This window comes from Kribbella sp. C-35, from assembly GCF_046549195.1.
GTDB lineage: Bacteria > Actinomycetota > Actinomycetes > Propionibacteriales > Kribbellaceae > Kribbella.
Genome location: NZ_JAJPWG010000002.1, coordinates 244,358 through 269,927, shown reverse-complemented (window position 1 = coordinate 269,927; position 25,570 = coordinate 244,358). Strand labels below are relative to the sequence as shown.

The 25,570-nt window shown below is 69.6% G+C and carries 19 protein-coding genes and 1 riboswitch; of the genes, 14 read left to right on the top strand and 5 right to left on the bottom strand.

Annotated elements, in window-relative coordinates; genetic code table 11:
- Positions 1 to 60 precede the first annotated feature (60 nt).
- Entirely contained in the window at positions 61 to 1,437 is a 1,377-nt protein-coding gene (locus tag ACLJOO_RS13980; protein WP_410787442.1) for a vanadium-dependent haloperoxidase, read from the top strand.
- Here the strand turns inward: ACLJOO_RS13980 and ACLJOO_RS13975 are convergent.
- Entirely contained in the window at positions 1,434 to 4,244 is a 2,811-nt protein-coding gene (locus ACLJOO_RS13975; protein ID WP_410787441.1) for a BTAD domain-containing putative transcriptional regulator, read from the bottom strand. The genes ACLJOO_RS13980 and ACLJOO_RS13975 overlap by 4 nt on opposite strands.
- 86 nt (positions 4,245 to 4,330) lie before the next feature.
- On the opposite strand from ACLJOO_RS13975, the gene coaE reads away from it, so the two are divergent.
- From coaE to uvrB, 6 genes are all read left to right on the top strand, one after another.
- Positions 4,331 to 4,948 carry a dephospho-CoA kinase gene (gene coaE / locus ACLJOO_RS13970; RefSeq protein WP_410787440.1) on the top strand — a complete coding sequence of 206 codons (618 nt, stop codon included), beginning with the start codon at positions 4,331 to 4,333 and terminating at the stop codon, positions 4,946 to 4,948.
- Between the two features lie 204 nt (positions 4,949 to 5,152).
- A complete protein-coding gene (locus ACLJOO_RS13965; RefSeq protein WP_410787438.1) occupies positions 5,153 to 6,289 on the top strand; it encodes a PrsW family glutamic-type intramembrane protease in 1,137 nt (378 codons plus the stop codon).
- Positions 6,286 to 7,317, top strand: coding sequence for a PT domain-containing protein (locus ACLJOO_RS13960; protein ID WP_410787436.1), 1,032 nt, complete (start codon positions 6,286 to 6,288; stop codon positions 7,315 to 7,317). The genes ACLJOO_RS13965 and ACLJOO_RS13960 overlap by 4 nt, the downstream gene beginning before the upstream one ends.
- On the top strand, positions 7,314 to 8,258 hold the full coding sequence (locus ACLJOO_RS13955) for a hypothetical protein (RefSeq protein ID WP_410787434.1): 945 nt from the start codon (positions 7,314 to 7,316) through the stop codon (positions 8,256 to 8,258). The genes ACLJOO_RS13960 and ACLJOO_RS13955 overlap by 4 nt, the downstream gene beginning before the upstream one ends.
- A gap of 31 nt (positions 8,259 to 8,289) precedes the next feature.
- The gene (locus ACLJOO_RS13950) at positions 8,290 to 9,129 is read left to right on the top strand and encodes a hypothetical protein (protein ID WP_410787433.1); all 840 of its coding nucleotides are present in this window, start codon (positions 8,290 to 8,292) and stop codon (positions 9,127 to 9,129) included.
- A 47-nt stretch (positions 9,130 to 9,176) separates the two neighbouring features.
- The gene (gene uvrB / locus ACLJOO_RS13945; RefSeq protein WP_410787432.1) at positions 9,177 to 11,279 is read left to right on the top strand and encodes an excinuclease ABC subunit UvrB; all 2,103 of its coding nucleotides are present in this window, start codon (positions 9,177 to 9,179) and stop codon (positions 11,277 to 11,279) included.
- 21 nt (positions 11,280 to 11,300) lie between these two features.
- Here uvrB and ACLJOO_RS13940 read toward each other — a convergent pair whose 3' ends face one another.
- Positions 11,301 to 12,188 carry a carbon-nitrogen hydrolase family protein gene (locus ACLJOO_RS13940; RefSeq protein WP_410787431.1) on the bottom strand — a complete coding sequence of 296 codons (888 nt, stop codon included), beginning with the start codon at positions 12,186 to 12,188 and terminating at the stop codon, positions 11,301 to 11,303.
- Between the two features lie 71 nt (positions 12,189 to 12,259).
- Here ACLJOO_RS13940 and ACLJOO_RS13935 point away from each other — a divergent pair, with 71 nt between their 5' ends.
- Both ACLJOO_RS13935 and ACLJOO_RS13930 read left to right on the top strand, forming a co-directional pair.
- Positions 12,260 to 12,616, top strand: coding sequence for an MmcQ/YjbR family DNA-binding protein (locus ACLJOO_RS13935; protein ID WP_410787430.1), 357 nt, complete (start codon positions 12,260 to 12,262; stop codon positions 12,614 to 12,616).
- 267 nt (positions 12,617 to 12,883) lie between these two features.
- Entirely contained in the window at positions 12,884 to 13,915 is a 1,032-nt protein-coding gene (locus tag ACLJOO_RS13930) for a TerC family protein (protein WP_410787428.1), read from the top strand.
- 51 nt (positions 13,916 to 13,966) lie between these two features.
- Here ACLJOO_RS13930 and ACLJOO_RS13925 read toward each other — a convergent pair whose 3' ends face one another.
- Together ACLJOO_RS13925 and ACLJOO_RS13920 are read right to left on the bottom strand one after the other, a co-directional pair.
- Positions 13,967 to 14,833 (bottom strand): NlpC/P60 family protein, encoded by an 867-nt coding sequence (locus ACLJOO_RS13925; RefSeq protein ID WP_410787427.1) that lies wholly within the window; start codon positions 14,831 to 14,833, stop codon positions 13,967 to 13,969.
- Positions 14,830 to 16,716 carry an enolase C-terminal domain-like protein gene (locus tag ACLJOO_RS13920; RefSeq protein ID WP_410787426.1) on the bottom strand — a complete coding sequence of 629 codons (1,887 nt, stop codon included), beginning with the start codon at positions 16,714 to 16,716 and terminating at the stop codon, positions 14,830 to 14,832. The genes ACLJOO_RS13925 and ACLJOO_RS13920 overlap by 4 nt, the downstream gene beginning before the upstream one ends.
- A 44-nt stretch (positions 16,717 to 16,760) precedes the next feature.
- Between ACLJOO_RS13920 and ACLJOO_RS13915 the strand changes: the two genes are divergently transcribed.
- From ACLJOO_RS13915 to ACLJOO_RS13905, 3 genes are all read left to right on the top strand, one after another.
- Positions 16,761 to 17,690 (top strand): cobalamin biosynthesis protein, encoded by a 930-nt coding sequence (locus ACLJOO_RS13915; RefSeq protein WP_410787425.1) that lies wholly within the window; start codon positions 16,761 to 16,763, stop codon positions 17,688 to 17,690.
- The gene (locus ACLJOO_RS13910; RefSeq protein WP_410787423.1) at positions 17,681 to 18,361 is read left to right on the top strand and encodes a histidine phosphatase family protein; all 681 of its coding nucleotides are present in this window, start codon (positions 17,681 to 17,683) and stop codon (positions 18,359 to 18,361) included. Before ACLJOO_RS13915 ends, ACLJOO_RS13910 begins: the two co-directional genes overlap by 10 nt.
- A 98-nt stretch (positions 18,362 to 18,459) precedes the next feature.
- On the top strand, positions 18,460 to 19,437 hold the full coding sequence (locus ACLJOO_RS13905) for a DUF3500 domain-containing protein (protein ID WP_410787422.1): 978 nt from the start codon (positions 18,460 to 18,462) through the stop codon (positions 19,435 to 19,437).
- 43 nt (positions 19,438 to 19,480) lie between these two features.
- Here the strand turns inward: ACLJOO_RS13905 and ACLJOO_RS13900 are convergent, their stop codons facing one another.
- On the bottom strand, positions 19,481 to 20,752 hold the full coding sequence (locus ACLJOO_RS13900) for a vanadium-dependent haloperoxidase (RefSeq protein ID WP_410787420.1): 1,272 nt from the start codon (positions 20,750 to 20,752) through the stop codon (positions 19,481 to 19,483).
- Positions 20,753 to 20,908: 156 nt separating this feature from the next.
- Positions 20,909 to 21,055: riboswitch (cobalamin riboswitch) on the top strand.
- Between the two features lie 34 nt (positions 21,056 to 21,089).
- On the opposite strand from ACLJOO_RS13900, the gene cobN reads away from it, so the two are divergent.
- Together cobN and surE are read left to right on the top strand one after the other, a co-directional pair.
- Positions 21,090 to 24,794: a cobaltochelatase subunit CobN gene (cobN, locus tag ACLJOO_RS13895; protein ID WP_410787419.1), complete on the top strand. Its 3,705-nt coding sequence runs from the start codon at positions 21,090 to 21,092 to the stop codon at positions 24,792 to 24,794.
- Between the two features lie 12 nt (positions 24,795 to 24,806).
- On the top strand, positions 24,807 to 25,565 hold the full coding sequence (gene surE / locus ACLJOO_RS13890) for a 5'/3'-nucleotidase SurE (RefSeq protein ID WP_410787418.1): 759 nt from the start codon (positions 24,807 to 24,809) through the stop codon (positions 25,563 to 25,565).
- Positions 25,566 to 25,570 lie beyond the last annotated feature (5 nt).

The following is a 25,570-nucleotide window of genomic DNA, read 5'->3' as shown; positions in this document are numbered from 1 at the left end:
ATAGCGTCGGGACGAGGCCCGTGATCCGATGCTCCGGGTCTGTCTCAAGGGGGGCCTATCGTGGCCAGAAAGCGCATTGTCCTGTCCCGCGCCAGAATTGCGGTCGGAGCGATTCTGATGCTCGCGCTGCTCACACCGGCCAACGGCGCCGCGGACGCTGCACCGAGCGGCCCAGCCGCGACCAGTGACAACGCAGTGGTCAGGTGGAACGCCACCGCAGCGACCGCCGCACTCGCGACGCATCTCGCGCCGACCGACAATCCGCTGCACGAGTCGCGCATGTACGCGATGATGCACATCGCCATCCACGACGCGCTGAATGCCATCCAACCGCGCTCACAGGCCTATGCATTCCACGGCCGCGCGCGAGGTGCGTCCCCGCAGGCTGCGGTTGCTGCTGCCGCGAGGACCGCGCTGGTCGGTGCGCTGACGGACCTCACCCCACCGTTCACCGACACGAGCGCCGCCATCGCCGGCGTCGAGACGGCGTACGCGGCGGAACTGGCGACGATTCCGGACAGCGCAGCGAAGCTGGCCGGTGTCGCACTCGGCAAGAAGTCGGCGTACACGATCCTTGCCAAGCGTGCGGACGACGGGGCGTCCGAGGTGCCGCTGATCGTCTCCGACTTCCCGCAAGGCGTGGACCCCGGCGAGTACCGATTCACTCCTGGTACGCCGTTCGCCTTCGCCCCCACCTGGGGAGAGGTGAAACCCTTCGCGCTCCGGTCGGTCAAGCAGTTCCCAGTGGAACCGCCGTTCGCGCTCGACTCGGCCGAGTACGCCGCCGACTACAACGAGGTGAAACGTCTAGGCGGTGACGGCGTGACCACGCCCAGTGCCCGGACCGCCGACGAGACCGAGCTGGCCCGGTTCTGGGTGGAGAGCTCGCCGCTGATGTGGAACCGGCTTGCCCGCCAGTTGGCGACCGGCCGGCATCTGGATCTCTGGCAGAGCGCGCGCCTGTTCGGCCTGCTCGATCTGGCCCTGACCGACGGCTACATCGCGACCTTCGCCGTGAAGTACAAGCTGCTGTTCTGGCGGCCGGTGACCGCGATCCCGCTGGGCGCAACGGACGGCAACGACGCCACCGCGCCGGACCCGACCTGGACCCCGCTGGTGACCACACCGCCGATCCCCGAGCACGACTCCGGCCACAGCGTCGAGGGCGGCGCGGCGGCCGCCGTACTCCGAGGGTTCTTCAAGACCGACCGGATGGACTTCTCGCTGTGCAGCTTCACCGTGTTGCCCGGTAGCACCTGCACCGACGCCAACCAGGTGGTGCGTCACTTCAGCGGGTTCTCGCAGGCTTCTGCCGAGAACGCCCGCTCACGAGTCCTGGTCGGGTTCCATTTCAAGCACGCCACGACCGAAGGCGAGAAGCACGGAACGAAGATCGGCCAGCTTGTCGTCCGCAACTACCTGCAACCGCGCCACTAGCCGGACTGGCCTCCCGCACCCTGACTGGGTGCGGGAGGCCGGTCGGTGGTGAGTAGTTGGGCCAGAGTTGTGCGGTTGAGGTTGTCCGAGCCGGGCATTCCGGTCTCGTCGAGGATGTTGAGGGCGAGTTGCCAGTGGTGGTGGGCTTCTGGGGTGTTGCCGCGGGAGTGGACGGCGTGGCCCAGGTTGGTCAGGGCGCAGACCTCTGACCAGCGGTCTTCCAGGTCGCGGCTGAGGTCCAGCGCCTCTGCGGCGGTGCGCTCCGCGTCGTTGTGGTCGCCGTGGCCGAGTAGTGCGGTGGCTAGGGTGTTGAGGGCGAAAGCCTCGGCGCGGCGTTCGTCGGCGACTCGGTTCAGAGTGACGGCCTCGCGTGCGGCCTCGACCGCTTCTTGGTGGCGGTTGGCGAGTAGGTAGGTCTCGGCGACGTTCGCTTGGTTTCGCGCGACCCCGGCCGTGTCGTTCAGTGGCTCGAGGACGTCGATCGCGGCGCGGTGGTGGCGGACGGACGCGTCGGTGTCGCCCCAGCGGCGGTACAGCCGGCCCAGGTCGGTCAGGGCCGAGCCTCGGCCGTGGTCGTTGCCGAGCAGCTCGAACAGCCGCAGCGCCTCGTCCAGGTGCTTGCAGGCACGGTCCAGGTCGGAGCGGAACAGGTACGCGCGACCGACGGCGTGCGCCGTCACCGCCTCGGCGTCACCGTCGCCCGTACGACGGGCTGCGTCGAGCGCCAGGCACTGGATCTCGAACAGGTCGTCGAGGGCGCGCAGGTACATGAGGTACGGCCAGAGCGCATGCGCGAGCCGGTACGCCGCTCTGTCGTGCCCCTGCGCGACAGCAGTGCGCACCGCCGCGACCAGGCCCTGCCGCTCGTCGGTGAACCAGTCGACGGCCTGCCGCGCGGTGTCGAAGACCATCGGCTCGACACCTGCCGCAGGCCGACCGAAATCGAGGAGCGGTTCCGACTTCTCCAGCGCGACCTTGCCGTTCAGCGCCGAATGCGCGTACCAGTCCAGCAGCCGCGTCTGCGCTGCGGTGCTCTCCGTCGTGTCCTCGAACTCCTGCACGAGCCGGACGGAGTACTCAGCCAGCAGATCGTGCAGTTGGTACCTGTCTCCGGGCTGCTCGAGCAGATGCGCGCCGACGAGCTGGCCGAGGGACCGTCGCGTCTCCTCGGGCGGTACGGCGAGCAGCGCGCTAACAGCCTCCAGACTCGTGTCGGGACCCGGATGCAGTCCGAGCAGGCGAAAGGCACGGGCCGGCTGTGCCTCGAGTACGTCGTACGACCAGCCGAAGACTGCCCGTAGAGCGCCGTCGGCGTCCTCACCGACGTCCAGTAGCGCCAGCCGGTCCGGGTGCTGCTCCAGCTCGGCGGACAGCGCCCGTACGCTCCCTGCCGGGTCCCGGGTGAGGCGTTCCGCGGCAATGGCCAGCGCCAGCGGCAGGTGGCCGCACAGCCGCGTCAGCTCAGCCAGCTCGGCCGTGTCATGCCGGACGTCATGGGCAGTGAGGATCCGTGTGAGGTACGCCGCCGCGTCGTCTGCACTGAATGGCTCCAGCGGCACGCGGTGCGCACCTTCCCGGGCAGCAAGTGACCTGAGCTGACTGCGGCTGGTGACCAGCACCAGACCGGCCGAGCCAGGTATCAGCGGCCGCACCTGGTCGGCGTTCCGGGCGTTGTCCAGTACGACGAGCACCTCGCGTCCGGCCAGAACGCTTCGTAGCAAGGCAGCCCGGGCCTGCCGGCCATCCGGGATCTGAGCACCGGACAGGCCGAGACCGCGCAGCAGCAGGTCCAGTGCAGTGTCCGGATCCAGCGGCCGGTCAGGTCCGTAGCCCTGCAGGTTCAGGTACAGCTGACCGTCTGGGAACTGGTCCGCTGCCCGGTGGGCCCAGTGCAAAGCCAGCGCGGTCTTGCCCACTCCGCCCGGCCCGTGCACGGCGACGATCGTGGGGGCACTCGACTCCCGCGGCGCCGCACTCAGACGGTCGAGCTCGGCGAGCGTCGTTGCCCGGCCGGTGAAACCCCCAGGAGCTGGCGGGAGCTGGCGAGGAGTCATAGCGCTTCGCTTGGGTGCCGTCGGCCGGGACTGTGTCGCCGCCAGCAGCTGAGCATGCAAGGCGCGCAGCTGCTCATCAGGATCGGTCCCGAGCTCGTCGGCGAGCCGACGGCGCAGTTCTTCGTACTGCGTCAACGCGTCCGCCGGACGGCCGCACCTGGCGAGCACCGTCAGCAGCCGCAGCCAGAGGGATTCCCGGAGCGGATAGGCCGCGGCGAGCTCCCGCAGCTCCGGCAACGCCTGCTCGTGCTTCCCCGCGGCGAGATCGAGGTCGAGCCGTCGCTCGACAGCGGACAGGTACGTCTCGGTCAGCCGGGGCGCCTGGAGCTGGTCGAGCCACTCCGAGTCGACCCCGCCGAACGGCTCGCCGCGCCACAGCGCGAGCGCTGCCGTGAGCCGCTCCCGTTGCTCGGCGGGGTCGTCCAGGCGGCCGGCTGCCTCGGTCAGCTGCCCGAACCGCGACGCGTCCACCTGTCCCCGGGCGATTCGCAGCGCGTAGCTGCTGCCGATGCACTCGATGGCTGCCTCCGGCCCGAGCAGCCGCCGCAGCCGGAACACCAGCGACTGCACGCTCGGCCGCAGGTTCTCCGGTGGGTCGGCACCCCAGACACGACGGCCGATGGCTTCGACGGTGACCGGCTCCGGCGCAGCGAGCGCGAGCACCGCGAGTAGAGCCCGGGGGCGCCCGGTCAGGCGCGCGACGGGCTCGCCGTCACGAATCACCTCAACCGGTCCCAGTAACCGGATCTCCACGCCGTGCCCCCTCGGTAGCCTGCCCCTTCGATTGTCCGGTCCGGACGGCTCAACCGCTGCCCGAACCGGGTCGGTAGGCTGCGACGGTGCTGAGAGTGGGACTGACTGGTGGCATCGGTGCCGGCAAGAGCGCGGTGTCGTCGCGGCTGGCCGCGCGGGGCGCCGTGGTGATCGACTCCGATGTGCTCGCGCGGGAGGTGGTCGCGCGGGGGACTGACGGTCTCGCTGAGGTGGTCGCGGCGTTCGGTCCCGGCGTACTGACGGCCGACGGTGAGCTGGACCGGCCGGCGCTCGGGAAGATCGTGTTCGGCGACGAGACCGCCCGGCGGAAGCTGGAGGCGATCATCCACCCCCGGGTCCGGGCACGGTCGGCCGAGATCGAGGCCGCTGCGGCGGCGGACGCGATCGTGGTGCACGACATCCCGCTGCTGGTCGAGACCGGTCAGGCAGACCGGTTCGACGTGGTCCTGGTGGTCGACGTACCGGTGGAGGTCCAGGTCCAGCGGCTGACCGCACAGCGCGGAATGACTGACGAGGAAGCGAAACAGCGGATCGCCAGCCAGGCGTCCCGCGACGACCGGCTCGCGGCCGCGGACGTTGTGGTCGGCAACTCCGGCAGCCTGGCCGACCTGGATCGCCGCCTGAACGAGGTGTGGGCCACACTCGTAGACCGCCAAGGGCACGGTCCGGACACGAAAAGGTGACCCTTGCGCGGGAAATGATGCATCCGGGACCGCCTGTACGAGAATCTGTCCCGGTTCGGCCCGAGGTGTGTTCCAGGGCCGGACACGGTCGGCGCACCCCGTGCCGGTCCAAACGTCCGACGTTGGGAGGTTGGCGTGGTTTGCCCGCGCTGCAGCTCTGACGTTCCCGAGGTGTCGCATTTCTGCCATCACTGTGGCAACGACATGCGTACCGGGGACTCCGAGCGGAAGAACGCGTACGCCGCCAGGCCCGACGAGGCCGTGGCCTCGTTCAAACTGGTCTCGACGATCATGCCGCAGGGATCCGGCAAACAGCCGTACACCTACAAGGTCGCGCTCGGCATCGCCCTGCTGCTGACCGTGGTGACGGCCGCGCTCGGCGCGCTGCCGGTGGCGATCATGATCGCGGCCTTCGCGATCCCGATCGTCTACATCATCTACTTGTACGACGTGAACCTCTGGGAGGACGAGCCGATCCCGGTGGTCGCCGCGGCCTTCGTGCTGACCGGCGTACTCGCGGCGCTGTTCACCTGGATCTGGTCCGACAAGGTCGGGCTGTCGATCGCCGCCATCGGCGAGGACCGCTCCGGACCGTCCTTGCGGGACCTGCTGATCGTGCTCCTCCTGGTGCCGGTCGTGTCGGAGCTGATCCGGCAGATCGGCCCGCTCTACCTCGCGTCGCGACCGCGGTACGACGACCTGATGGACGGCTTCACGTTCGGTGTCGTCGCCGGTGTCGGCTACGCGTGCTTCGAGACACTGGTGCTGCACTGGGGCTGGATCAGCGGCGGCTTCGCCGGTCCGGGCAGCAGTGCCGGGACCTGGATCTCGATCGTCGTGCTGCACGGCTTCATCAAGCCGCTGATCTACGGCTCGGCGACCGGTCTCGCGGGCGCGGAGTTCTCCGGCCTCGGCGAGAAGTACGACGGTTTCACACCGCGCTGGGTCGGCGGCCTGCTGCAGGCGATGGTGGTGAACGCGCTGTTCCAGGGCGGGATCTACCTGCTCGGCTTCGTCGGCGGTCGCGGCTCGACGATCGGCGCGGTCCTCGGTGTCGTCTGGGGCCTGTTGCTGCTCGGCGCGCTGATCATCCGGGTCCGGACCGTGCTCCACAAGGGCCTCCTGGAGGCCGCGCTGGAGTCGGCCGCCCGGGGCGGTTCCAACCACGCGTCCGGCGATCTGGCGTTCTGCTCGCGCTGTGAGATGCCGCTGCTCCCGCACTCTGACTTCTGCTCGGCCTGCGGCAACTCGGTGCGATCCGTACCGAAGTCCGCCCGCGGGGTGACAGCAGCCACGGGTGCCAGTGGGTACGAAGCGACGACTGGGGAGACGCAGGCATGAGCAACCAGCAGCCGCCGTACGGTGGTCAGGGCGGACAGGGCGGACAGCCGCCGTACGGCGGACAGCCGGGTCAGCAGCCCGGGTATGGCCAGCAGCCGGGTCAGCCAGGGCAGCAGCCTGGTTACGGGCAGCCGCAGCAGCCGGGGTACGGCCAGCAGGCGCCGTACCCGCAGCAGCCACAGCAGTACCAGCAGCCGCAGCAGGGCTACCCGGGGCAGCAGCAGGGGTATCCCGGCCAGCAGCAAGGGTTCCCCGGTCAGCAGCCGCAGTACGGCGGCCAGCAGCAGTGGAACCAGCCGCCACGTAGTGGCGGTGGCGGCAGTGGCAAGACCCTGCTGATCGCCGGCGGCGCGTTCGCGGTCGTGGCGATCATCGGCGTCGTACTCGCCCTGGTCTTCAAGGGCGGCGACGACGACCAGGCCGACCCGACTCCGGCTCCGACGTCCGCGCCGACCTCGCAGCCGACCGAAGAACCCACGGGCGAGCCCACCGACTCGCCGACCACGGAGCCGACTGCGGAGCCCACCGGTTCGCCGACCACGGAGCCGACGACGGAGCCGAACGGCGGCGACGAGGGCATCGAGGTCGCCGAGGGCGTCTACGTGAAGCCGCAGACGGGGTACATCCGCAAGAGCGTCGACGGGTTCAAGGGCGTCGTCCTGGTCAAGCAGGGCGAAGGCGTCTTCATGGTCCAGACCGCGAAGGTGTCGGGTACCACCGCAGCGGCGCTGCTGCCGCAGGTCCTCAAGACCGACACGAAGATCCTGTCCTCGGTCAAGACCGGCCAGGTCAAGACGACGACGCCGGGGCCGGACGACAAGACCCCGGTCAAGCTCCTGCTCACCCAGTCGTACTCCGGCATGCAGAGCAGCCAGAGCGGCAGCCTCTCGGTCGTCGGCTTCGTCGCCGTGATCGAGCGCGAGGACGGCGTGTTCACCGTCGCCAGGGCGTACGGGCGCAAGGACAAGCTCTCGACGCTCGACCCGGACACCACGGCCATGCTGAAGTCGGTGCTGCAGAGTCAGTGAGCGGAAAGCGAGACAAGGGGACCGGCGGTAATCCCTGGGTCAACCAGACCGGACCGGACCCGGACGAGGCCGACGAGCCGGAGCAGCAGCTCCCGCCGTCGCCGTGGGACCTCGAGGTGGCGCCACCGCCGTCGCCGTGGGGCGACAGCGGTGCGCCCGGACCGGGTCCAGGACCCGGGCCTGGTCCTGGTTCCGGTGCTGGGTCTGGTTCCGGTCCGGCGACGCAGACCTCGTCGGCGTGGGGCGACAAGGTCGGCGCGCCCTCGTTGCGCCGCCCGCCGCCGGAGAAGAAGGGCTTCTCCGTCCCGCCGCTGCTGATCCCGATCGGCGCCGGCCTGCTCGTGGTCGCGCTGGTCGCTGTCGTGCTGGTGGCGCTGTCCGGCGGTGACAAGAAGGCCGACCCGGGCCAGTCGCCGAGTCCCTCTGCCAGTACGCCGACCGCGCCGGCGTCGTCGTACCAGCCGCCGCCGAACGCGATCGCCGTCGGGTTCGGCGTCACCCTCGTCCCGGTCCAGGGCTGGTCCCTGGTCACCTGGGAGAAGGTCGGCAAGCAGGTCGCGGTCTTCCCGCCGGGCACGACGCCGGCCCCGAACGCCCAGGCGAGGGCGTTCTTCTGGGTCCGGCAGAAGCAGAACGTGACCGCGAACGCCTACCTGCTGGGCATCGTCGAGGGCGAGGTCGACAAGGAGATCGCGCAGCTCGGCAACGTACGGAACCTGCCGTGCCCCAAGGACGTCCTGGTGGAGTGCGTCGCGATCGACTACACCTCCAGCTTCAAGCTCGCCGACGGCACGGAGTCGAAGATCAAGGGCAGCGTCGAGGTGTACCGGCGCAAGGACAACGTGGTCACCGCGCTGGACTTCCGGACCATGGCCGACTTCGCCCCGAAGGCCGAGGCGGACGCCGCGATCATGAAGAAGTCCGTGATCGACAGTCTGTGACGGATCCCCAGAACTACCGCGAGGAACAACAATGAGTCAGCAGTACGGTCCACCGCCGGGCCCGCCGCCGGCACCCGCACCCGGCGGTTGGGGCACCGGGCAGCAGGGTCCGCAGGGACACCAGGGACCGCCCGCGCAGCGGGGTGGTGTCGGTGGCGGTGGTGTCGGCGCCTGGGGCCCGGGTCCCGGCCGGCCGAGTCGTCCGCCGAGGTCGAACCGGACGCCGTGGATCATCATGGCCGGCGCGGTCGTCGCGGTGCTGCTGGTCGCGGTCGGCGTCGTGCTGCTGGTGAACGGCAAGGACAAGGGCGAGCAGCCCACCTCTGAGCAGACGCCGGGAATCGGCCGCACCATGTACACGCCGTCGCCGACGCCGACCCCGAACGACTCCAAGGGCCCGAACGACGTCGGGGTCGAGGTCGGCTGGGGCATCTGGTTCACGCCGTCCAAGGGCTGGCTGCCGGACTGGGACAAGTCCCGGAGCGGCAAGAACTACATCCTGCAGCAGTTCAACGCGCGCGGACTGATCGACGGGTACTACTGGGTCCGTCAGACCGAGCTGTACGACGCGAAGGGCTTCGCCGAGCACCTGGTCGACGTCGAGTCGAACGGCATGGAGGGCGTCCGGATCGGCAAGGGCACCGCGTGCAAGCCGGCGAACCCGAACATCAAGGCCTGCTACGCGGTGTCCTACACCGGCGCCTGGGTCGCCAAGAACGGCAAGAAGGTCGCGATGCAGGGCTTCGTCACCGCCTACCAGGACCGGTTCGACCGCACCACCGCAACCGACGCGGCCCTCGAGACCCGCGTCTACGCGCGCCGCGTGAACGAGCTCATCTACATGAACAACAGCGTGGTCAAAAGCTTCTGACCTGCGGTTTTTAGAAACTGTCGGCGGGCGGCCGTACGGTGGAGGGCATGAGACAGGTCTCGGATCTCCAGCGTATGGTCGCCCCGCTGAAGGTGGTGTCCGACTTCGAGCCGGCGGGTGACCAGCCGGCCGCGATCGCGGACCTGGAGCGGCGCATCAACGCCGGCGAGCAGGACGTCGTACTGCTGGGCGCGACCGGTACGGGTAAGACCGCGACCGTCGCCTGGCTGGCCGAGAAGGTGCAGCGCCCGATGCTGATCCTGCAGCCGAACAAGACGCTCGCCGCCCAGTTCGCGAACGAGCTGCGCCAGTTCTTCCCCGCCAACGCCGTCGAGTACTTCGTGTCGTACTACGACTACTACCAGCCCGAGGCGTATGTCCCGCAGACGGACACCTACATCGAGAAGGACTCCTCGATCAACGAGGAGGTCGAGCGGCTGCGGCACTCCGCGACCTGGTCGCTGCTCACCCGCCGCGACGTGATCGTGGTCGCGACCGTCTCCTGCATCTACGGCCTGGGCTCCGCCGACGAGTACCTGAACCGCATGATCCATGTGAAGGTCGGCACCGAGATGGACCGCGACGGTCTGCTCCGCAAGCTGGTCGGCGTGCAGTATGCGCGCAACGACCTGGCCGGGACCCGCGGCACGTTCCGGGTCCGCGGCGACACGCTCGAGGTCTTCCCGGTGTACCAGGAGCTCGCCGTCCGGGTGGAGTTCTTCGGTGACGAGATCGAGCGCGTGATGACGCTGCACCCGCTGACCGGTGAGGTGATCAGCGAGGAGGACGAGGTCTACATCGGCGCCGCCACGCACTACGTGACCGCGCCGGAGCGGATGGAGCGCGCGATCACCTCGATCGAGGCCGAGCTGGAGGAGCGGCTGGCCGAGCTCGAGCGCGGCGGGCAGCTGCTGGAGGCGCAGCGGCTCCGGATGCGTACGACGTACGACATCGAGATGATGCGGCAGATCGGGACCTGTTCCGGGATCGAGAACTACTCCCGGCACACCGACGGGCGCGAGGCCGGTACGGCGCCGCACTGTCTGCTGGACTACTTCCCCGAGGACTTCGTGCTGGTCATCGACGAGTCGCACGTGACCGTCCCGCAGATCGGCGGGATGTACGAAGGCGACATGTCCCGGAAGCGGACCCTGGTCGAGCACGGCTTCCGGCTGCCGTCGGCGATGGACAACCGGCCGCTGCGCTGGGAGGAGTTCCTGGAGCGGATCGGTCAGACCGTGTACCTGTCCGCGACCCCGGGGCAGTACGAGCAGGACAAGTCCGACGGGTACGTCGAGCAGCTCATCCGGCCGACCGGTCTGGTCGACCCCGAGGTGATCGTGAAGCCGACGAAGGGCCAGATCGACGACCTGATCCACGAGATCCGGCTCCGGGTCGAGCGCGACGAGCGGGTCCTGGTCACGACGCTGACCAAGAAGATGTCCGAGGATCTGACCGACTACCTGCTCGAGATGGGGATCCGGACCAGGTATCTGCACAGCGAGGTCGACACGCTCCGCCGCGTCGAGCTGCTGCGCGAGCTGCGGATGGGGGAGTACGACGTTCTCGTCGGTATCAACCTGCTCCGTGAAGGTCTGGACCTGCCCGAGGTGTCGCTGGTCGCGATCCTGGACGCCGACAAGGAAGGCTTCCTGCGGTCGGGTCGTTCGCTGATCCAGACCATCGGCCGTGCGGCGCGAAATGTGTCCGGCCAGGTGTTCATGTACGCCGACAAGATCACTCCGTCGATGGAGCAGGCGATCGACGAGACCAACCGCCGGCGCGCGAAACAGATCGCGTACAACGAGGAGCAGGGGGTCGACCCGCAGCCGCTGCGGAAGAAGATCGCCGATATCACCGACATGCTGGCCCGCGAGGACGCGGACACCGCCGAGCTGCTCGGCTCCGGCCGCAACCAGTCGCGCGGTAAGGCGCCGGTGCCTGGTGGCGGGAAGAAGGCCGGCGAGAAGGCGAAGGAGCTGGCCGGCGGGCTCCCGTCGTCCGACCTGGCCGACCTGATCCAGCAGCTGACCGACCAGATGCACAATGCCGCCGCCGAGCTCCAGTTCGAGGTCGCCGCCCGCTACCGCGACGAGATCTCCGAACTGAAGAAGGAGCTCCGCCAGATGACGAACGCCGGCGCGAAGTAGCTCGTGGTACGCCGGGGCCGCTCAGCTCCGGCGTACGACGGTCTGTCGCGGCGACTCGTCGACGGTCAGGGTGAAGATGTCCGGCCGGGCGTAGTGACCGACCGAGTCGAAGTCGAAGTACCCGCGATCGAGCTCGGCGAGGTCGAGCTCCGCGAGCAGGATGCCCTCGCCGGCCCGTAGCGGTCCGGCGAGGATCTCGCCCAGCGGCGAGATGATCGTGCTGCCGCCGTTGATCAGCACAGTGCCGTCCTGGGTCAGGTACTGGTTCGCGCTGATCACGAAGCAGCGGCCTTCGAGCGCGATGTGCCGCATGGTCGCCTGCCACTGCTCACGGTCGTCGACCGTCGGCGCGCACCAGAGCTGCACGCCCTTCGCGTACATGGACTGCCGGAAGAGCGGCATGTAGTTCTCCCAGCAGATCGCGGCGCCCAGCACCCCGACGTCCGTCCGGACCGCGGGCATCGTCGACCCGTCGCCCTGGCCCCACAGGTACCGCTCGGCCGCGGTCGGCATCAGTTTGCGGTGGTGAGCGACCAGCCCGTCGCGCGGGTCGATGAACACCGCCGTGCAGTACAGCGTCCCGCCGTCCCGTTCGATCACGCCGGCGACGAGGTGTACGTCGAGCTCCGCCGCGAGCTCGGCCAGCCGCGCGATCTCCGGACCGTCCAGCTCGACGGCGGCCTCCCGGTACCGCCGGAACAGCTCACGCCCTTCCGGGGACCGCGACCCCACGGTGATCCCGAAGTCGAACCCCTTCGGATACCCACCGAGCAACGCCTCCGGCAGCACCACCACCCGCGACCCACCCGCCGCCGCCTCACGAATCCACCGCTCCGCCTTCACCACCGTCGCAGGCGTATCGAACAGCTCGGACCCCGCCTGCACAGCCGCCACCACCACAGAACCCATGCCGAGCAGCGTAGTTCTGTCCGCCCGCGGTCTAGTCTGCCTGTCAGGGCCGACTGGGCAGGAGGGATGAGATGGGGCGGCTGAGTGACGCGGACGTGCTCGACTACTGCTTGGGCAAGGCGGGAGCGTGGCAGGACGAGCCGTGGGACGGGGATGTGGTCGCGAAGGTCGGGCCGAAGATCTTCGCGTTCCTCGGAGGCGGCGCGGTGGGACTGAAATGCGGGTCAAATCGCGAGGAGGCCGACGAACTGGTGGACACCTACCCGGACGACGTCAGCAAGATGGCGTACATCGGGCGTGCCGGGTGGAACACGGTGCGGGTCGGGGGAGCGGTGCCGGACGACGAGGTGCTGGAGCTGATCGACGCGTCGTACGAGACCGTGGTGGCGAAGCTGCCGAAGCGGCAGCGGCCCACGGTCGGTGATTGATCGGCGGTCAATAGGTTACGGGCTGCAACTATTCCCTGACGGGGCTGTGACGATTTCGACAGGCGGACACGGCGTCCTGGATTTGGAGTCTTGGACACCCAGCCGTCAGAATGGTCCTTGAGAAGGGGAGTATTCCTTTTGCGGCGGCATCGTCATCACGGTCAGGGCTCGTCCCGAACCCGGTGCCCTCGGCGTCACACAGATCACACAGTGTGACGCGGAAGAGACCTTCGGAGTCGATTTTTCGTCTGAGCTCCGGAGGATTCTGTGCACGTAGCTGACTATGTCTGGTACATCACCGTCGGCCTGCTGCTGGCGCTGCTGGCCTTCGACGTCTTCGTCATCGGCCGCCGCCCGCATGAGCCGAGCACCCGCGAATCGGCCACCGCGATCGCGTTCTACGTCGGTCTCGCGGTCGTCTTCGGCCTCGGGGTCTGGTGGTTCTCCGGCGGGCAGTACGCCGGGGAGTTCTTCGCCGGCTGGCTCACCGAGTACAGCCTGAGCGTCGACAACCTGTTCATCTTCCTGATCATCATGTCCAGGTTCGGCGTACCGAGGAAGTACCAGCAGACCGCGCTGCTGGTCGGCATCATCCTGGCGCTGGTGTTCCGCGGCATCTTCATCGCGGTCGGCGCGGCCGCCATCAACCAGTTCTCGTGGATCTTCTACATCTTCGGCGCGTTCCTGGTCTACACGGCGATCCACCTCGCCAGGCAGGGCGAGAACGACGACGAGGACTTCAAGGAGAACGCGGTCATCCGGTTCGCGAAGCGCCGGCTGAACGCCACCGACGAGTACAACGGCGTCAAGCTGACGCTGAAGAAGAACGGCCGCCGGTTCGTCACTCCGATGGCGATCGTGATCATCGCGCTCGGCACCACCGACCTGCTGTTCGCGCTCGACTCGATCCCGGCGATCTACGGCCTGACGCAGGAGCCGTTCCTGGTCTTCACCGCGAACGTGTTCGCGCTGATGGGTCTGCGCCAGCTGTACTTCCTGCTCGGTGACCTGCTCCGCCGCCTGGTGTACCTGTCGCTCGGCCTGTCGGTGGTGCTCGCGTTCATCGGCGTGAAGCTGGTCCTGCACGCGATGCACGTGAACGAGCTGCCGTTCATCAACGGCGGTCACCACATCGAGTGGGCGCCGGAGATCCCGATCTGGTTCTCGCTCGGCTTCATCATCGTCACGCTGGGCATCACGACGATCCTCAGCCTGCGCAAGTCCCGCACGATGAAGACCGAGACGCCGGTCGACGAGGTCGAGCCCGCGGAGCCGGAGCTGCACCACAAGGAATCCTGACCACAACAGATCGCCCCGGACCGCCCAGCGGTCCGGGGCGATTTTGTATGTTCAGAAGCGGGCGGCGGTGACCAGCGTTGCGCGGCGGTCGTTGGTGAGGGGCTCGTTCTCCAGGCGCTTGCCGGTCTCGGAGGCGTGCAGCATCCCCGCCGGCGACACGAACCCGACGTGGTGCACAGGCTTCCCGGGCCGTGCGAAGAAGTACAGGTCACCCGGCCGCGCGTCGTCGATCGGGATGTTCGGCAGCGTGTCCGCCTGGTCGTGGGCGTCCCGCGGAGTCCGCAGCCCGAGCACCCGGCTCACGGCGTGGATCAGCCCGGAGCAGTCCAGCCCGTACGCCGCCGTACCGCCCCACAAGTACTCGAGCCCGAGGAACTGTTCGCCGAGGCGCAGCCGCTCGTCGGCATCGGACGGCTCGGACACGGACCGCAGAGCGGCGTCCGCAAGCCAGCCCGAGCCGCCGTCGGGTGTCGCCACCCGCGTGTACCCGTCGGCGTGCTCGTCGGACGCCAGCACGGTCCCGAACGACAGCTCCGACACCGGCCGACCATCAGGCTCAGCGAGCAACGAGGCCGTCGGTACCGCGATGGCGACCGGGTCGGACGCGCTCTGCGGCAGCTCGCCCAGGTGACTCGACGGGACCCAGCCCGGGTACCCGAGCTCGTCCTGGGACGACGGCTGCCACGGCGCGAGGACCTCGGACCAGCCGTCCCGCTCCGAGCGCACCAGGACGGGCTCGGCGAACAGCAGTTGGGTGAGCGTCCGGCCGTGCAGGCCGAGCCGGGTCTCGGTGTCCATCGCCTTGGCCCACGCGGCCACGTCGGGTTGGGCGGAGGTGGCCGGCGCGTCGATGTCACGCGGCGCGTCCGGTGAGGTCCAGACCGTACTGATCGGAACCTTGGCAGCGGCTAACTTCATACGGTCAAGCCTGTCACGCCCAGTCCCGGAGCAGAAGGCAGGTGGATCAGCGAGCCGTCGTACCGGATCCCGCCGGTCACCGGTGCGTCGCGGAGCCACCAAGCGGCGTCCAGGTCGTTGACCGTGGTCGTCGGGTACGCCGAGACCAGCGCGGCCGCCGCGCCGACGCCGACGTGGCTCTCCATCATGCAGCCGACGATCGCGCCGAGGCCGTGCTCGCGGGCGAGCTCAAGCAGCGTCCGCGCCGGCGCCAGCCCGCCGCACTTCGCGAGTTTCACGTTCACCAGGTCGGCCGCGCCGCGCCGGATCACCGCCACCAGGTCGCGAACGCCGTACACGGACTCGTCCGCGAGGATCGGCGTACCGACCCGGTCGGTCACCCAGGCCATGCCGTCGAGGTCGGCCGCGGCGACCGGCTGCTCGACGAGCTCGATCGCGCAGCCGGCGTCCTCGAGCGCGCGGATCACCGTGACCGCTTCGCGCCGCGTCCAGCCCTGGTTCGCGTCCAGGCGCAGCCGCGGCTCGGGCCCGATCGCGTCCCGGACCCGGCGGACGCGCTCGATGTCGCCGGCCGCGTCGGTGCCGACCTTGATCTTGAGTACGTCGAACCCGTCCGCGACCCGTGCCGTCCCGGCCTCGGCCAACGCGTCCGCATCGCCGACCGACAGCGTCACGTCGGTCCGGACCTCGCCCACAGTCGACCCGAGGAAGCCGTGCAGCGTCTGCCCTCGCCGCCGCGCCGCGAGGTCGTGCAGGGCTACGTCGACGGCGTCCTTCGCCCCGAGGTTGCCGACCGCCGCGCCCTGCACGCGACGCAGCGCCTCGGTGAGATCGTCCGGGCCGAGGCCGTCGAGCGCAGTGGTGATCGGGCCTTCGATACAGGCCTGCGAGCCGGCGAGCGAGTCGCCGGTCACCTTCCAGACCTGCGGGGCCTCGCCCCAGCCGCTGTGCTCGCCGTCGCTCACCTCGACCAGGAGCGACTCGACGTGGGTCGCCGTCCGCAGCGCGGTGACGAACGGGGTGTGCAGCGGCGCCGAGACCAGGTGGGTGGTGAGTTTCACCGCACTGCCTCCAGGTTGTGCCGGTGGTTCCAGGCTTCGAGCGCGATCGACGCGATCAGCTGCTGCGCCTCGGCGTCCGAGGTCGGACGTCGTACACACGACGAGCACGAACGGGTCGGCGTCCTTCGGGCGAACGATGCCGCCGTCGTGCCGGATCCGGGTGTCCCAGCCGTTCTTGTGCTCGACCCGGGTCCGCTTCGGCAGCAGTGCGGGGATCTCGCCGTTCCACTGGTTGCCGGCCAGCAGTTCGCGCAGGTACTCGCCGGACTCGCCTTCCTGGTTGCCGACCGCAACGAGCACACCGGCCAGGCCGGCCGGGCTCATCAGGTTGCTGATTCCCGCACGCGCGGCGGGGACGTCGTCGATGCCGCGCTGGATCTTGGACTCGGGTGCCGGTGAGCTGGGCAGCGTCGCCTCAGCCAGGGCTGCGTGGGCCGCCAGGATCCCGACCTGCTCGAGCACGAGGTCGGTCGCCAGGTTGCTGGAGCGGGTGATCATCTCCGTCGCCAGCCAGTTCAGCGGCACCTTCTTGCCCAGCTGCTTCCAGGTCTTCGGCGCCTCGTCCTCGTCCGGGTTCACGCCGAACCGGCCGCCGGCCGCGGACTCGAAGTCGTTGTGCACAGCAACCGGCTGGAAGATCGACAGGTCACCGGCGTCGACCTTGCGCATCATCGCCATCGCCACCGGCAGCTTCATCGTGCTCGCGGAGTAGTGCGCGCGCTCCGCCTCGTGCACGAACACCGGCGTACCGTCCAACCGGCCCAGCCAGACCCCGAACTCCCCGGCCCCGTCGACCTGCCGCAGTAGCTCCGCGATTCCCATACCGCTCACCCAATCACAGCCGCGGACCTGGCAGACTGCCGAGGGTGTCACGGGCAATCGGTCTTCTCATCGGCTTCGCGGCCGATCGGTTTGTCGGCGATCCCCGCCGTTTCCACCCGGTCGCCGGCTTCGGTCAGACTGCCGCCCGCCTCGAGAAGCGCCTGTACGCCGACTCGCGCGTCAACGGCACTGTCCACGCCGCGGTTCTCGTCGGAAGCACGACGGCTCTCGGCCTCGCAGCGGAGCGGCTCACTCGCCGGCATCCGATCCTGCACACCGCAGTCACCGCTGCTGCGACCTGGACCGTTCTCGGCGCCCGCAGCCTCGACCGTGAAGCCGAAACGATGGCCGCCTTGCTGGAGGAGAAGGACATCCCGGCGGCACGTGACCGGCTGAGCCATCTGTGTGCTCGCGACGCGACCGACCTCGAGGCCGACGAGCTGGCCCGCGCGACAGTCGAGTCGCTCGCCGAGAACACATCGGACGCGTGCGTCGCGCCGCTGCTCTGGGGCGGGGTCCTCGGCATCCCGGGGCTGCTCGGGTACCGCGCGGCGAACACGCTGGACGCGATGGTCGGCTACAAGTCGCCGAAGTACCTGAACTTCGGGTGGGCGTCGGCGCGATTGGACGACGTACTGAACTTGTTGCCGGCGCGGGTGTGCGCGTTGCTGACCGGCCTCGCGGCGGGTCGGGTGCAGGAGACAACGCGCGTCTGGCGGCGGGATGCGCCGAAGCATCCGAGTCCGAACGCCGGGCCGGTCGAGGCCGCGTTCGCGGGAGCGCTCGGCCTGACGCTGGGCGGGACGAACAGCTACGGAACCTACACAGAGGATCGCGGCACGCTGGGGGACGGTCCGGCGCCGACGGTCGCCGACGTCCGTCGTACGGCGAAGCTCGCGCGGCGGGTCGGGATCGCGGCGGCCGCTGTCGCGGCGGTGGTCGCAGTGCTAGCGAAGGGGAAGCGATGGGGTTGAGTCATCGGCCGATGCGGATCGCGTTGATCCGGCACGGCGAGTCCGAGGCGAACCTGGACAAGACGGTCTACGAGCGCATCCCCGACCACGCGGTCCCGCTGACGGCGGTCGGACACGAGCAGTCGGCCAAGGCGGGGCGGGAGCTGCGGGAGCTGTTCGAGAACGAGCCGGTCCGCGTGTACGTGTCGCCGTACCTGCGGGCCCGGCAGACGCTGGACTCGCTCGGGCTGGACGACCTGATCGGCGTACCGCGGGAGGAGCCGCGGCTGCGGGAGCAGGACTGGGCCAACCTCCAGGACACCGCGGACATCGAGCGGCAGGAGGAGCTGCGCGACTCGTTCGGGCACTTCTTCTACCGGTTCACGCACGGTGAGTCGGGTTCGGACGTGTACGACCGGGTGTCGACGTTCCTCGAGACCATGCACCGCGACTTCGAGAAGCCGGATGCGCCGCGCAATGTCCTGCTGGTATCGCACGGGCTCACAATGCGGCTGTTCTGCATGCGCTGGTTCCACTGGTCGGTCCGCTTCTTCGAGTCACTGCGCAACCCGGCCAACGCAGAAACCCGCGTCCTCCTCCGGCAACCCGACTTCCGCTACAAGCTGGACCGCCCCTTCGAACAGTGGACCCACTACGAACCAACAGAACCCGAACGCTCGGCCTGGCTGTAGCCGCTCGGAGGCTCGTGACCGCGACGTGAGAGGCCGAGCGAGGGTCGGGAGGGGCGGGTAGGGTCCTGGGGAGAGGGCTACTCGACGGGAGTGATCGCATGGTGGTGGACCAGATCCGCGCGGCAACCCAGGACCTGCTGGCCGCGTTGACGCCGGAGCAGTTGAAGAAGATCTCGGCGCCGTTCGACACACCCGATCACCAGAGCTGGACCTACCTGCCTGGTGCTGTTCCGGGCCTGGCGCTGACCGAGTTGTCGGCGGAGCAGGAGGCCCTCGTCGTCCGGCTGCTCGAGCTCGTCTACAGCAAGCGCGGTCTGGCCGATTTCCGCGCCGTGATGGCGGCCGAGATCATCGTCCGCGGCCTCGGCGATCCGATGGAGGTCGCGGAGACCGGGGGATGGGAGGGTTCGACGGTCGGCGACCGCTACTACCTTCGCGTGCTCGGCGATCCCGCCGGGACGGAGCCGTGGGCCTGGCGGCTCAACGGTCACCATCTGGCCTTGCACGTGACGCTGGTGGACGGGGCGATCTCGTTCACCCCGCAGTTCTTCGGGTCGAATCCGGCGGAGGTCCTGTCCGGGCCGCACGCCGGGCGGCGGTTCCTGGTCGCCGAGCAGGATCTCGGCTTCCAGCTCCTGCACGCCCTCGAGCCGGCCCAGCTCGACATCGCTCGGGTCTCGGACGAGGCGCCCGACGACATCCTCACCCGCCACGACCCGGTCGCCGACGCGTCGCTGCTGCACCGCGGTCTGGCGTACGGCGACATGACCGAGGACCAGCGCCAGCTCCTCAGCCTCCTCATCGGTCAGTACGTCGGCCGCGCCGCCGGGCCGATCGGGTTGCAGACGTGGCAGGACATCACCGAGCAGGGGATCGAGCGCCTGACGTTCGCCTGGGCCGGCGAGACCCAGCCGGGCGTCGGCCACCGCCACTACTACTCGATCGCCGGCCCCACCTTCCTCGCCGAGTACGACAACACCCAGGACGACGCCAACCACATCCACTCGGTCTGGCGAGACCTCCGCAACGACTGGGCCACCGACCTCCTCGCCGCGCACTACGCGATGCACCGCTGAAGGGCACCGCTGACGCAGCGCACGGCGAGGAAGCCGGACCCACTCAGTGGCGCGGCCTGAATTCGTGGCCGATCGTCCACGCGGCGGTGCGGTGGCCGAGCCGGTTGGCGTCGGTCATCGCCTTCCGGAAGTGGAAACCGAGCCAGATCCTGGCGTTCATGGTCTCCGCATCGAGCGCCGCGGCGCTGTCGAAGTGCCGGGACGCCGTGGACACCAGGGCCGGTACGTCGAGATCGAGAGACCGGGCGCCGAACAGGTAACTGAAGGTTCCGGTGGCCGCTCCGGTGGCGGATGCGTGCCCGCTGACGTAGTCCGGGTAGGGCGGCGTCTGGAGCAGCGACGACCAGGTCGCGTCGGCTTCGGTGGCTGGGTTCCCGTCGGTGCCGGCCAACCGGACGGCGGTGATCGGGCGCCAGTAGGCGTAGTCGTACTTGGCTCGCCAGCAGGCGATCAACGCATCGGCCACGCTCGTACTGAGCAGGGCGAACGCCCGGGCGCTGTCGACGATGTCCATCCCTCGCGCAGTGACCTGGCTGCGAAGCGCCGCCTCGTACTGCAGCAGGGCGTTGGCGTTCCAGAAGACCGCGGTCTCGGTCTGTGCCGGGGTCCGGGCGGAGCCGACCAGCGCACCCATCGTCTTCACCTCGGCGAAGTCCCGGGCGTAGGCCTTCGACGTGATCGGGTCGGGACCGGGCAGCCGGAACTGCGTCGGCGACCGGAGCGCCAGCGGTACGACGAATCCGAGCCACGGGGCGAGCATCGCGGCGTTGGCATCGGGTGTCGGGCGCCAGACTCCGGGAGCGGGTGTCACGGTGAGTTGGATGTTCGCGCCTCTGCCGTCGTTGAGCCGGGCCTGGATCAGCGTCGCGGCCGCGTGCCGGCCGACCTCGGTTCCGCGGACCTTGGACCGGCCGTCGGGAATGCCGCCGAGCGAGGCGGCGTAGTCGGTCGCGAGCTGCGCGGCCGAGGCCGGGAAGTAGTACCGCAGCACCTCGTACGCCGCCGTCGCGGCCGCTGCCTCCGACGATGCCTTCCCGCGGACCTTGGGTTGCTTCAGGTACGGCTGGTACCGGCCTTCGATCGCCACCACCGCGTCGTACACGGCCAGCGACACGAAGCCGAAGTACAGGCTCCCCACCGGGACCGGGGTGGCGTTCTCCGTGTAGATCGTCCGGCCGGCGATGGTGTTCCACTGGGTGATCACCGCCGGACCCGCCCGGACGCCGCCGGCCTGGCTCGGCACCGCGACGAGGGCAGGACCGACGAGGCCGATGGCCAGTACGACGACCAGAAGTCTCCAGGCCTTCAAGCGCATGATGGTCTCCTTCAGCTCAGGTGGAACCGGATCGGCCTGTGCTGAAGAAGACGTTGCCGTGCGACGCCGGAGGGCGTCCGCAGTACAAACCCTGTCTTTCCGCCCTATACCAAAGCCAGTGCACGGGTCAACGCGACAACGTGGGACGACTTCCACACCTGCTCCGGCGACGCCGGCAGCTCCGTCGGCTACAGTCATGCCGTCATCGACGGCATCAGCAGGAACCCGGTGTGAGTCCGGGGCGGTCCCGCCACTGTGACCCGTGAAGGGGAGTCAGGAACTGCCGCCGTCGTACCTGGAATCGGGGCGTGGATACCTCGGAAAGGAACGCGTGCGCATGCCTGCGAAGCTGCTGTTGCTGTCCACTGCCGACACCGACCTGCTGGCGGCCGCCGCGGCCGACGCCGGGTGGAACGTGGCGAACCCGGCCCGGCTCGATCTCGCCGGGCTCGGACCGCTGCTCGACGACGCGGAGATCGTCGTCGTCCGGCTGCTCGGCGGGCGCCGCGCGTGGGAGGACGGGCTCGACGCGGTCCTCGCCTCGGGGAAGCCCGCGGTGGTCGTGAGCGGCGAGGCCGCCCCGGACGCCGAGCTGATGTCGCTGTCGACCGTGCCCGCCGGTGCGGTCACCGAGGCGCTCGCCTACCTGCGTGAAGGCGGCGCGGACAACCTGCGCAACCTGGCCGGCTTCCTGCGCGACACGCTGCTGCTGACCGGCGACGAGTTCGAGCCGCCGCACGCGCTCCCGGCGTACGGCGTCCGCGGGTCCTTCGTCGACGACGACCGGCCTGTGGTGGGGATCGTGTACTACCGGGCGCACGAGATCTCCGGGAACACCGCCTTCGTCGACGCGCTCGCGGCGGCGGTCACCGAGGCCGGCGCGCAACCACTTCCGGTGTACTGCGGGACTCTTCGCGGGCTCGACCCGGCCGAGAACGTCGGGCTCTTCGATCTACTGCGGAAGTGCGACGTACTGGTCACCACGCTTCTCGCCGCCGGCGGCGCGGTGGCGGCGAACGCGAGCGCGGGCGGTGCGGATGACGCGTGGGACGCGGGCGCGCTGGCGTCGCTCGACATCCCGTTGATCCAGGGCCTCGCGCTGACCTCGACCCGCGAGCAGTGGGTGGAGAGCGACGCGGCCGTCAGCCCGCTGGACGCGGCGACGCAGGTGGCGATCCCGGAGTTCGACGGGCGGCTGATCACGATCCCGTTCTCGTTCAAGTCGTACGACGCCGACGGTCTGGCACGGTACGCGCCGGACGCGGAGCGGTGCGCGCGGCTGGCCGGGATCGCGGTCGCGCACGCCCGGTTGCGGCATGTTCCGCCGGCCGAGAAGCGGATCGCGCTGGTGCTGTCCTCGTACCCGACCAAGCACGCGCGGATCGGGAACGCGGTCGGCCTGGACACACCTGCGTCGGCGGTCGTGCTGCTCGGGCAGCTGAAGGACGCCGGGTACGACCTGGGCGACCTCGATCTGAGCGAGTTGCAGGGCGCGGACGGAGCTGACGGCCTGATTCACCGCTTGATCGCGGCGGGCGGGCACGACGTCGACTGGCTGACGGACGAGCAGTTGGCCAACGCGGTCGCGAAGGTCCCCCTGTCCACGTACGCCACCTGGTTCGGTCGGGTGCCGGAATCGTTGCAGGAGGCAATGACCGGGGCGTGGGACGAGGCGCCGGGGGAGTTGTACGTCGACACGTCCGGTGACGAGCCGGCGATCGCGCTCGCCGCGCTGCGGTTCGGGAACGTCGTGCTGATGATCCAGCCGCCGCGTGGCTTCGGCGAGAACCCGGTCGCGATCTACCACGACCCGGACATGGCGCCGTCGCACCACTACCTGGCGGCGTACCGCTGGCTCGAGGCCCCGCCCGCCGAGGGCGGTTTCGGAGCGCAGGCCGTCGTACACCTCGGGAAGCACGGCACGCTCGAATGGCTGCCGGGCAAGAGCATCGGTATGGCGGCGGACTGCGCGCCCGACGCCGTCCTCGGGAATCTGCCGATGGTGTACCCGTTCATCGTCAACGACCCCGGCGAGGGGACGCAGGCGAAGCGGCGGGCGCACGCGACGGTCGTCGACCACCTGGTGCCGCCGATGGCGCGGGCCGAGACGTACGGCGACATGGCGAAGCTGGAGTACCTGCTCGACGAGTACGCGACCGTGTCGGCGCTCGACCCGGAGAAGGTGCCGACGCTGCGCGCGCAGATCTGGACGCTGATCCAGGCGGCGCAGCTGCACCACGATCTGCACACGTCGGAGAAGCCGGAGGACGACGACTTCGACGAGTTCGTGCTGCATCTCGACGGGTACCTGTGCGAGATCAAGGACGTGCAGATCCGCGACGGACTGCATGTGCTGGGCGGGGCGCCGGAAGGTGAGGCGCGGATCAACCTGGTGCTCGCCGTACTGCGCGCGAAGCAGCTGTGGGGCGGGTCGTACTCGATCCCAGGGCTGCGGGCCGCGCTGGGGACGGCGTTCGGGGTGGACGAAGCTGCGCTCCTCGCGGATCCCGGGCGCGCCGTGCCGGAGCTTGCGGACCTGGCGACACTCGCGGACCTGCCCGCGGTGAGCGGGGCCGACGGCGTCGACCTGCTGGAGGCGGTCGCGCGGAAGCTTGTTGTCGGGATGGAGACGATGAGCTGGGACGCGGCGAAGGTTCCGGTTGTGGTTGCTGAGGTGTTGGCCCGGGACTGTGAAGAAGTGGTGCAGTCGCTGACGTTTGCGGCTGAGGAGGTTGTGCCTCGGTTGGGGCGGACCTCGGACGAGTTGACGAACGTGGTGCGGGCGCTGGACGGGCGGTTTGTGGAGGCGGGACCGTCGGGGTCGCCTACTCGTGGGCTTGTGAACGTGCTGCCGACCGGCCGCAACTTCTACGCGGTCGACCCGAAGGCGATCCCGAGCCGGAACGCCTGGGACGTCGGCGTCGCGCTCGCCGACTCGCTGCTGGCGCGGCACCAGGCGGAGACCGGGGAGTGGCCGCGGTCCGTCGGCCTCACCATCTGGGGTACGTCGGCTATGCGCACGCAGGGCGACGACCTCGCCGAGGTGCTCTGGCTGCTCGGTTGCCGCCCCGTTTGGGACGAGGCCTCGCGCCGCGTCACCAGCTTCGAAGTGGTCGGACTCGAGGAGCTCGGCCGGCCGCGGATCGACGTGACGATCCGGATCTCCGGCTTCTTCCGGGACGCGTTCCCGCACGTCGTCGCGCTGCTGGACGAGGCCGTCCGGACCGTGGCCGCGCTGGACGAGGATCCGGCGAGCAACTACTTGCGCGCGCACGTGGAGGTAGACGTTGCTGCGGGCAACGACGTACGGCAGTCGACGGCGAGGGTCTTCGGCTCCAAGCCCGGTTCGTACGGCGCCGGCCTGCTGCCGCTCGTCGACGCGCGGAACTGGCGGACCGACGCCGAGCTGGCGGAGGTGTACGCCGTGTGGGGCGGGTACGCGTACGGCAAGGACCTCGACGGCGCGGAGGCCCGCGGCTCGATGGAACGCGCGTACGCCCGGATCCAGGTCGCGGCGAAGAACGCGGACACCCGCGAGCACGACATCATGGACTCCGACGACTACTTCCAGTACCACGGCGGCATGATCGCGATGGTGCGGCACCTCACCGGCGCCAACCCGAAGGCGTACGTCGGCGACTCCGCCGTACCCGCGCAGGTCAAGACGCGGACGCTGGAGGAGGAGGCGAAGCGGGTCTTCCGGGCCCGCGTGGTGAACCCGCGGTGGATGGCGGCGATGCGGCGGCACGGGTACAAGGGCGCGTTCGAGATGGCCGCGACCGTGGACTACCTGTTCGGGTACGACGCGACCGCGGGCGTGGTCGACGACTGGATGTACGAGTCGCTGACCACGGAGTACGTCGCCGACCCGGAGATGGCCGAGTTCTTCCGCAAGTCGAACCCGTGGGCACGGCACGGGATCGCGGAACGGCTCCTGGAGGCGGCGCAACGCGGGCTGTGGGCGGAGCCGTCGGCCGAGGCCCTGGAGACGCTGCGGAACGCAGTCCTTGAGACGGAGGGTGACATCGAGGACCGCGGCTGATTGGGTAGAGGCATGCCTCGAGTGCTGATCACCAACGACGACGGTTACCGAGCACCAGGCATTCGGGCGCTCGCGCCGGCGATCGCCGCCCTCGGGTACGACGTACTCGTGGTCGCGCCGCTGCTCGACGAGAGCGGTGTCGGCTCCGCGCGGGCCGGCTTGGTCAACCGGCCGGTCCGGACCGCGTCCGAGGTCGAGAACGGCGTGACGTACACCGGGATCGAGGGGACGCCCGCGGGCGCGGTGACGCTGGCCCAGGCGGGCGCGTTCGGCCCGCCGCCGGACCTGGTGCTGTCGGGGATCAACCGCGGCCTGAACATCGGCGTGTCGATCTTCCACTCGGGCACCGTTGCGGCGGCCCTGACGGCGGCCGAGACGGGTACGTCGGCGGTTGCCGTCAGCCTCGACTCGGAGAACCCTGCGCACTGGCCGACCGCGGCGACGATTGCGGGCGACGCGCTCGGGTGGATCACGGGCGAGCCGGCCGGGACGGTGCTGACGATCAACGTGCCGGATCGCCCGCTGGACCAGCTGGCCGGCGTACGGCACGCGTCGCTGGCCGTGAACAGGCGCACCCGTCTCGTCGCCACGACAGCACCGTCGGGCGAACCGATGATCGTCGTGGAGCGCACTCCGCAGGCCGCCGCGGTTCCGGGCACCGACGAGGCCCTCCTCGCCGAAGGCTTCGTCACGGTCACCCCGATCGTCGGCATCCGCGAAGTCCGCGACGACGCGGCCGCCACAGCCCTCGCGAAGCGCCTCGTCCGGTAGTCGGC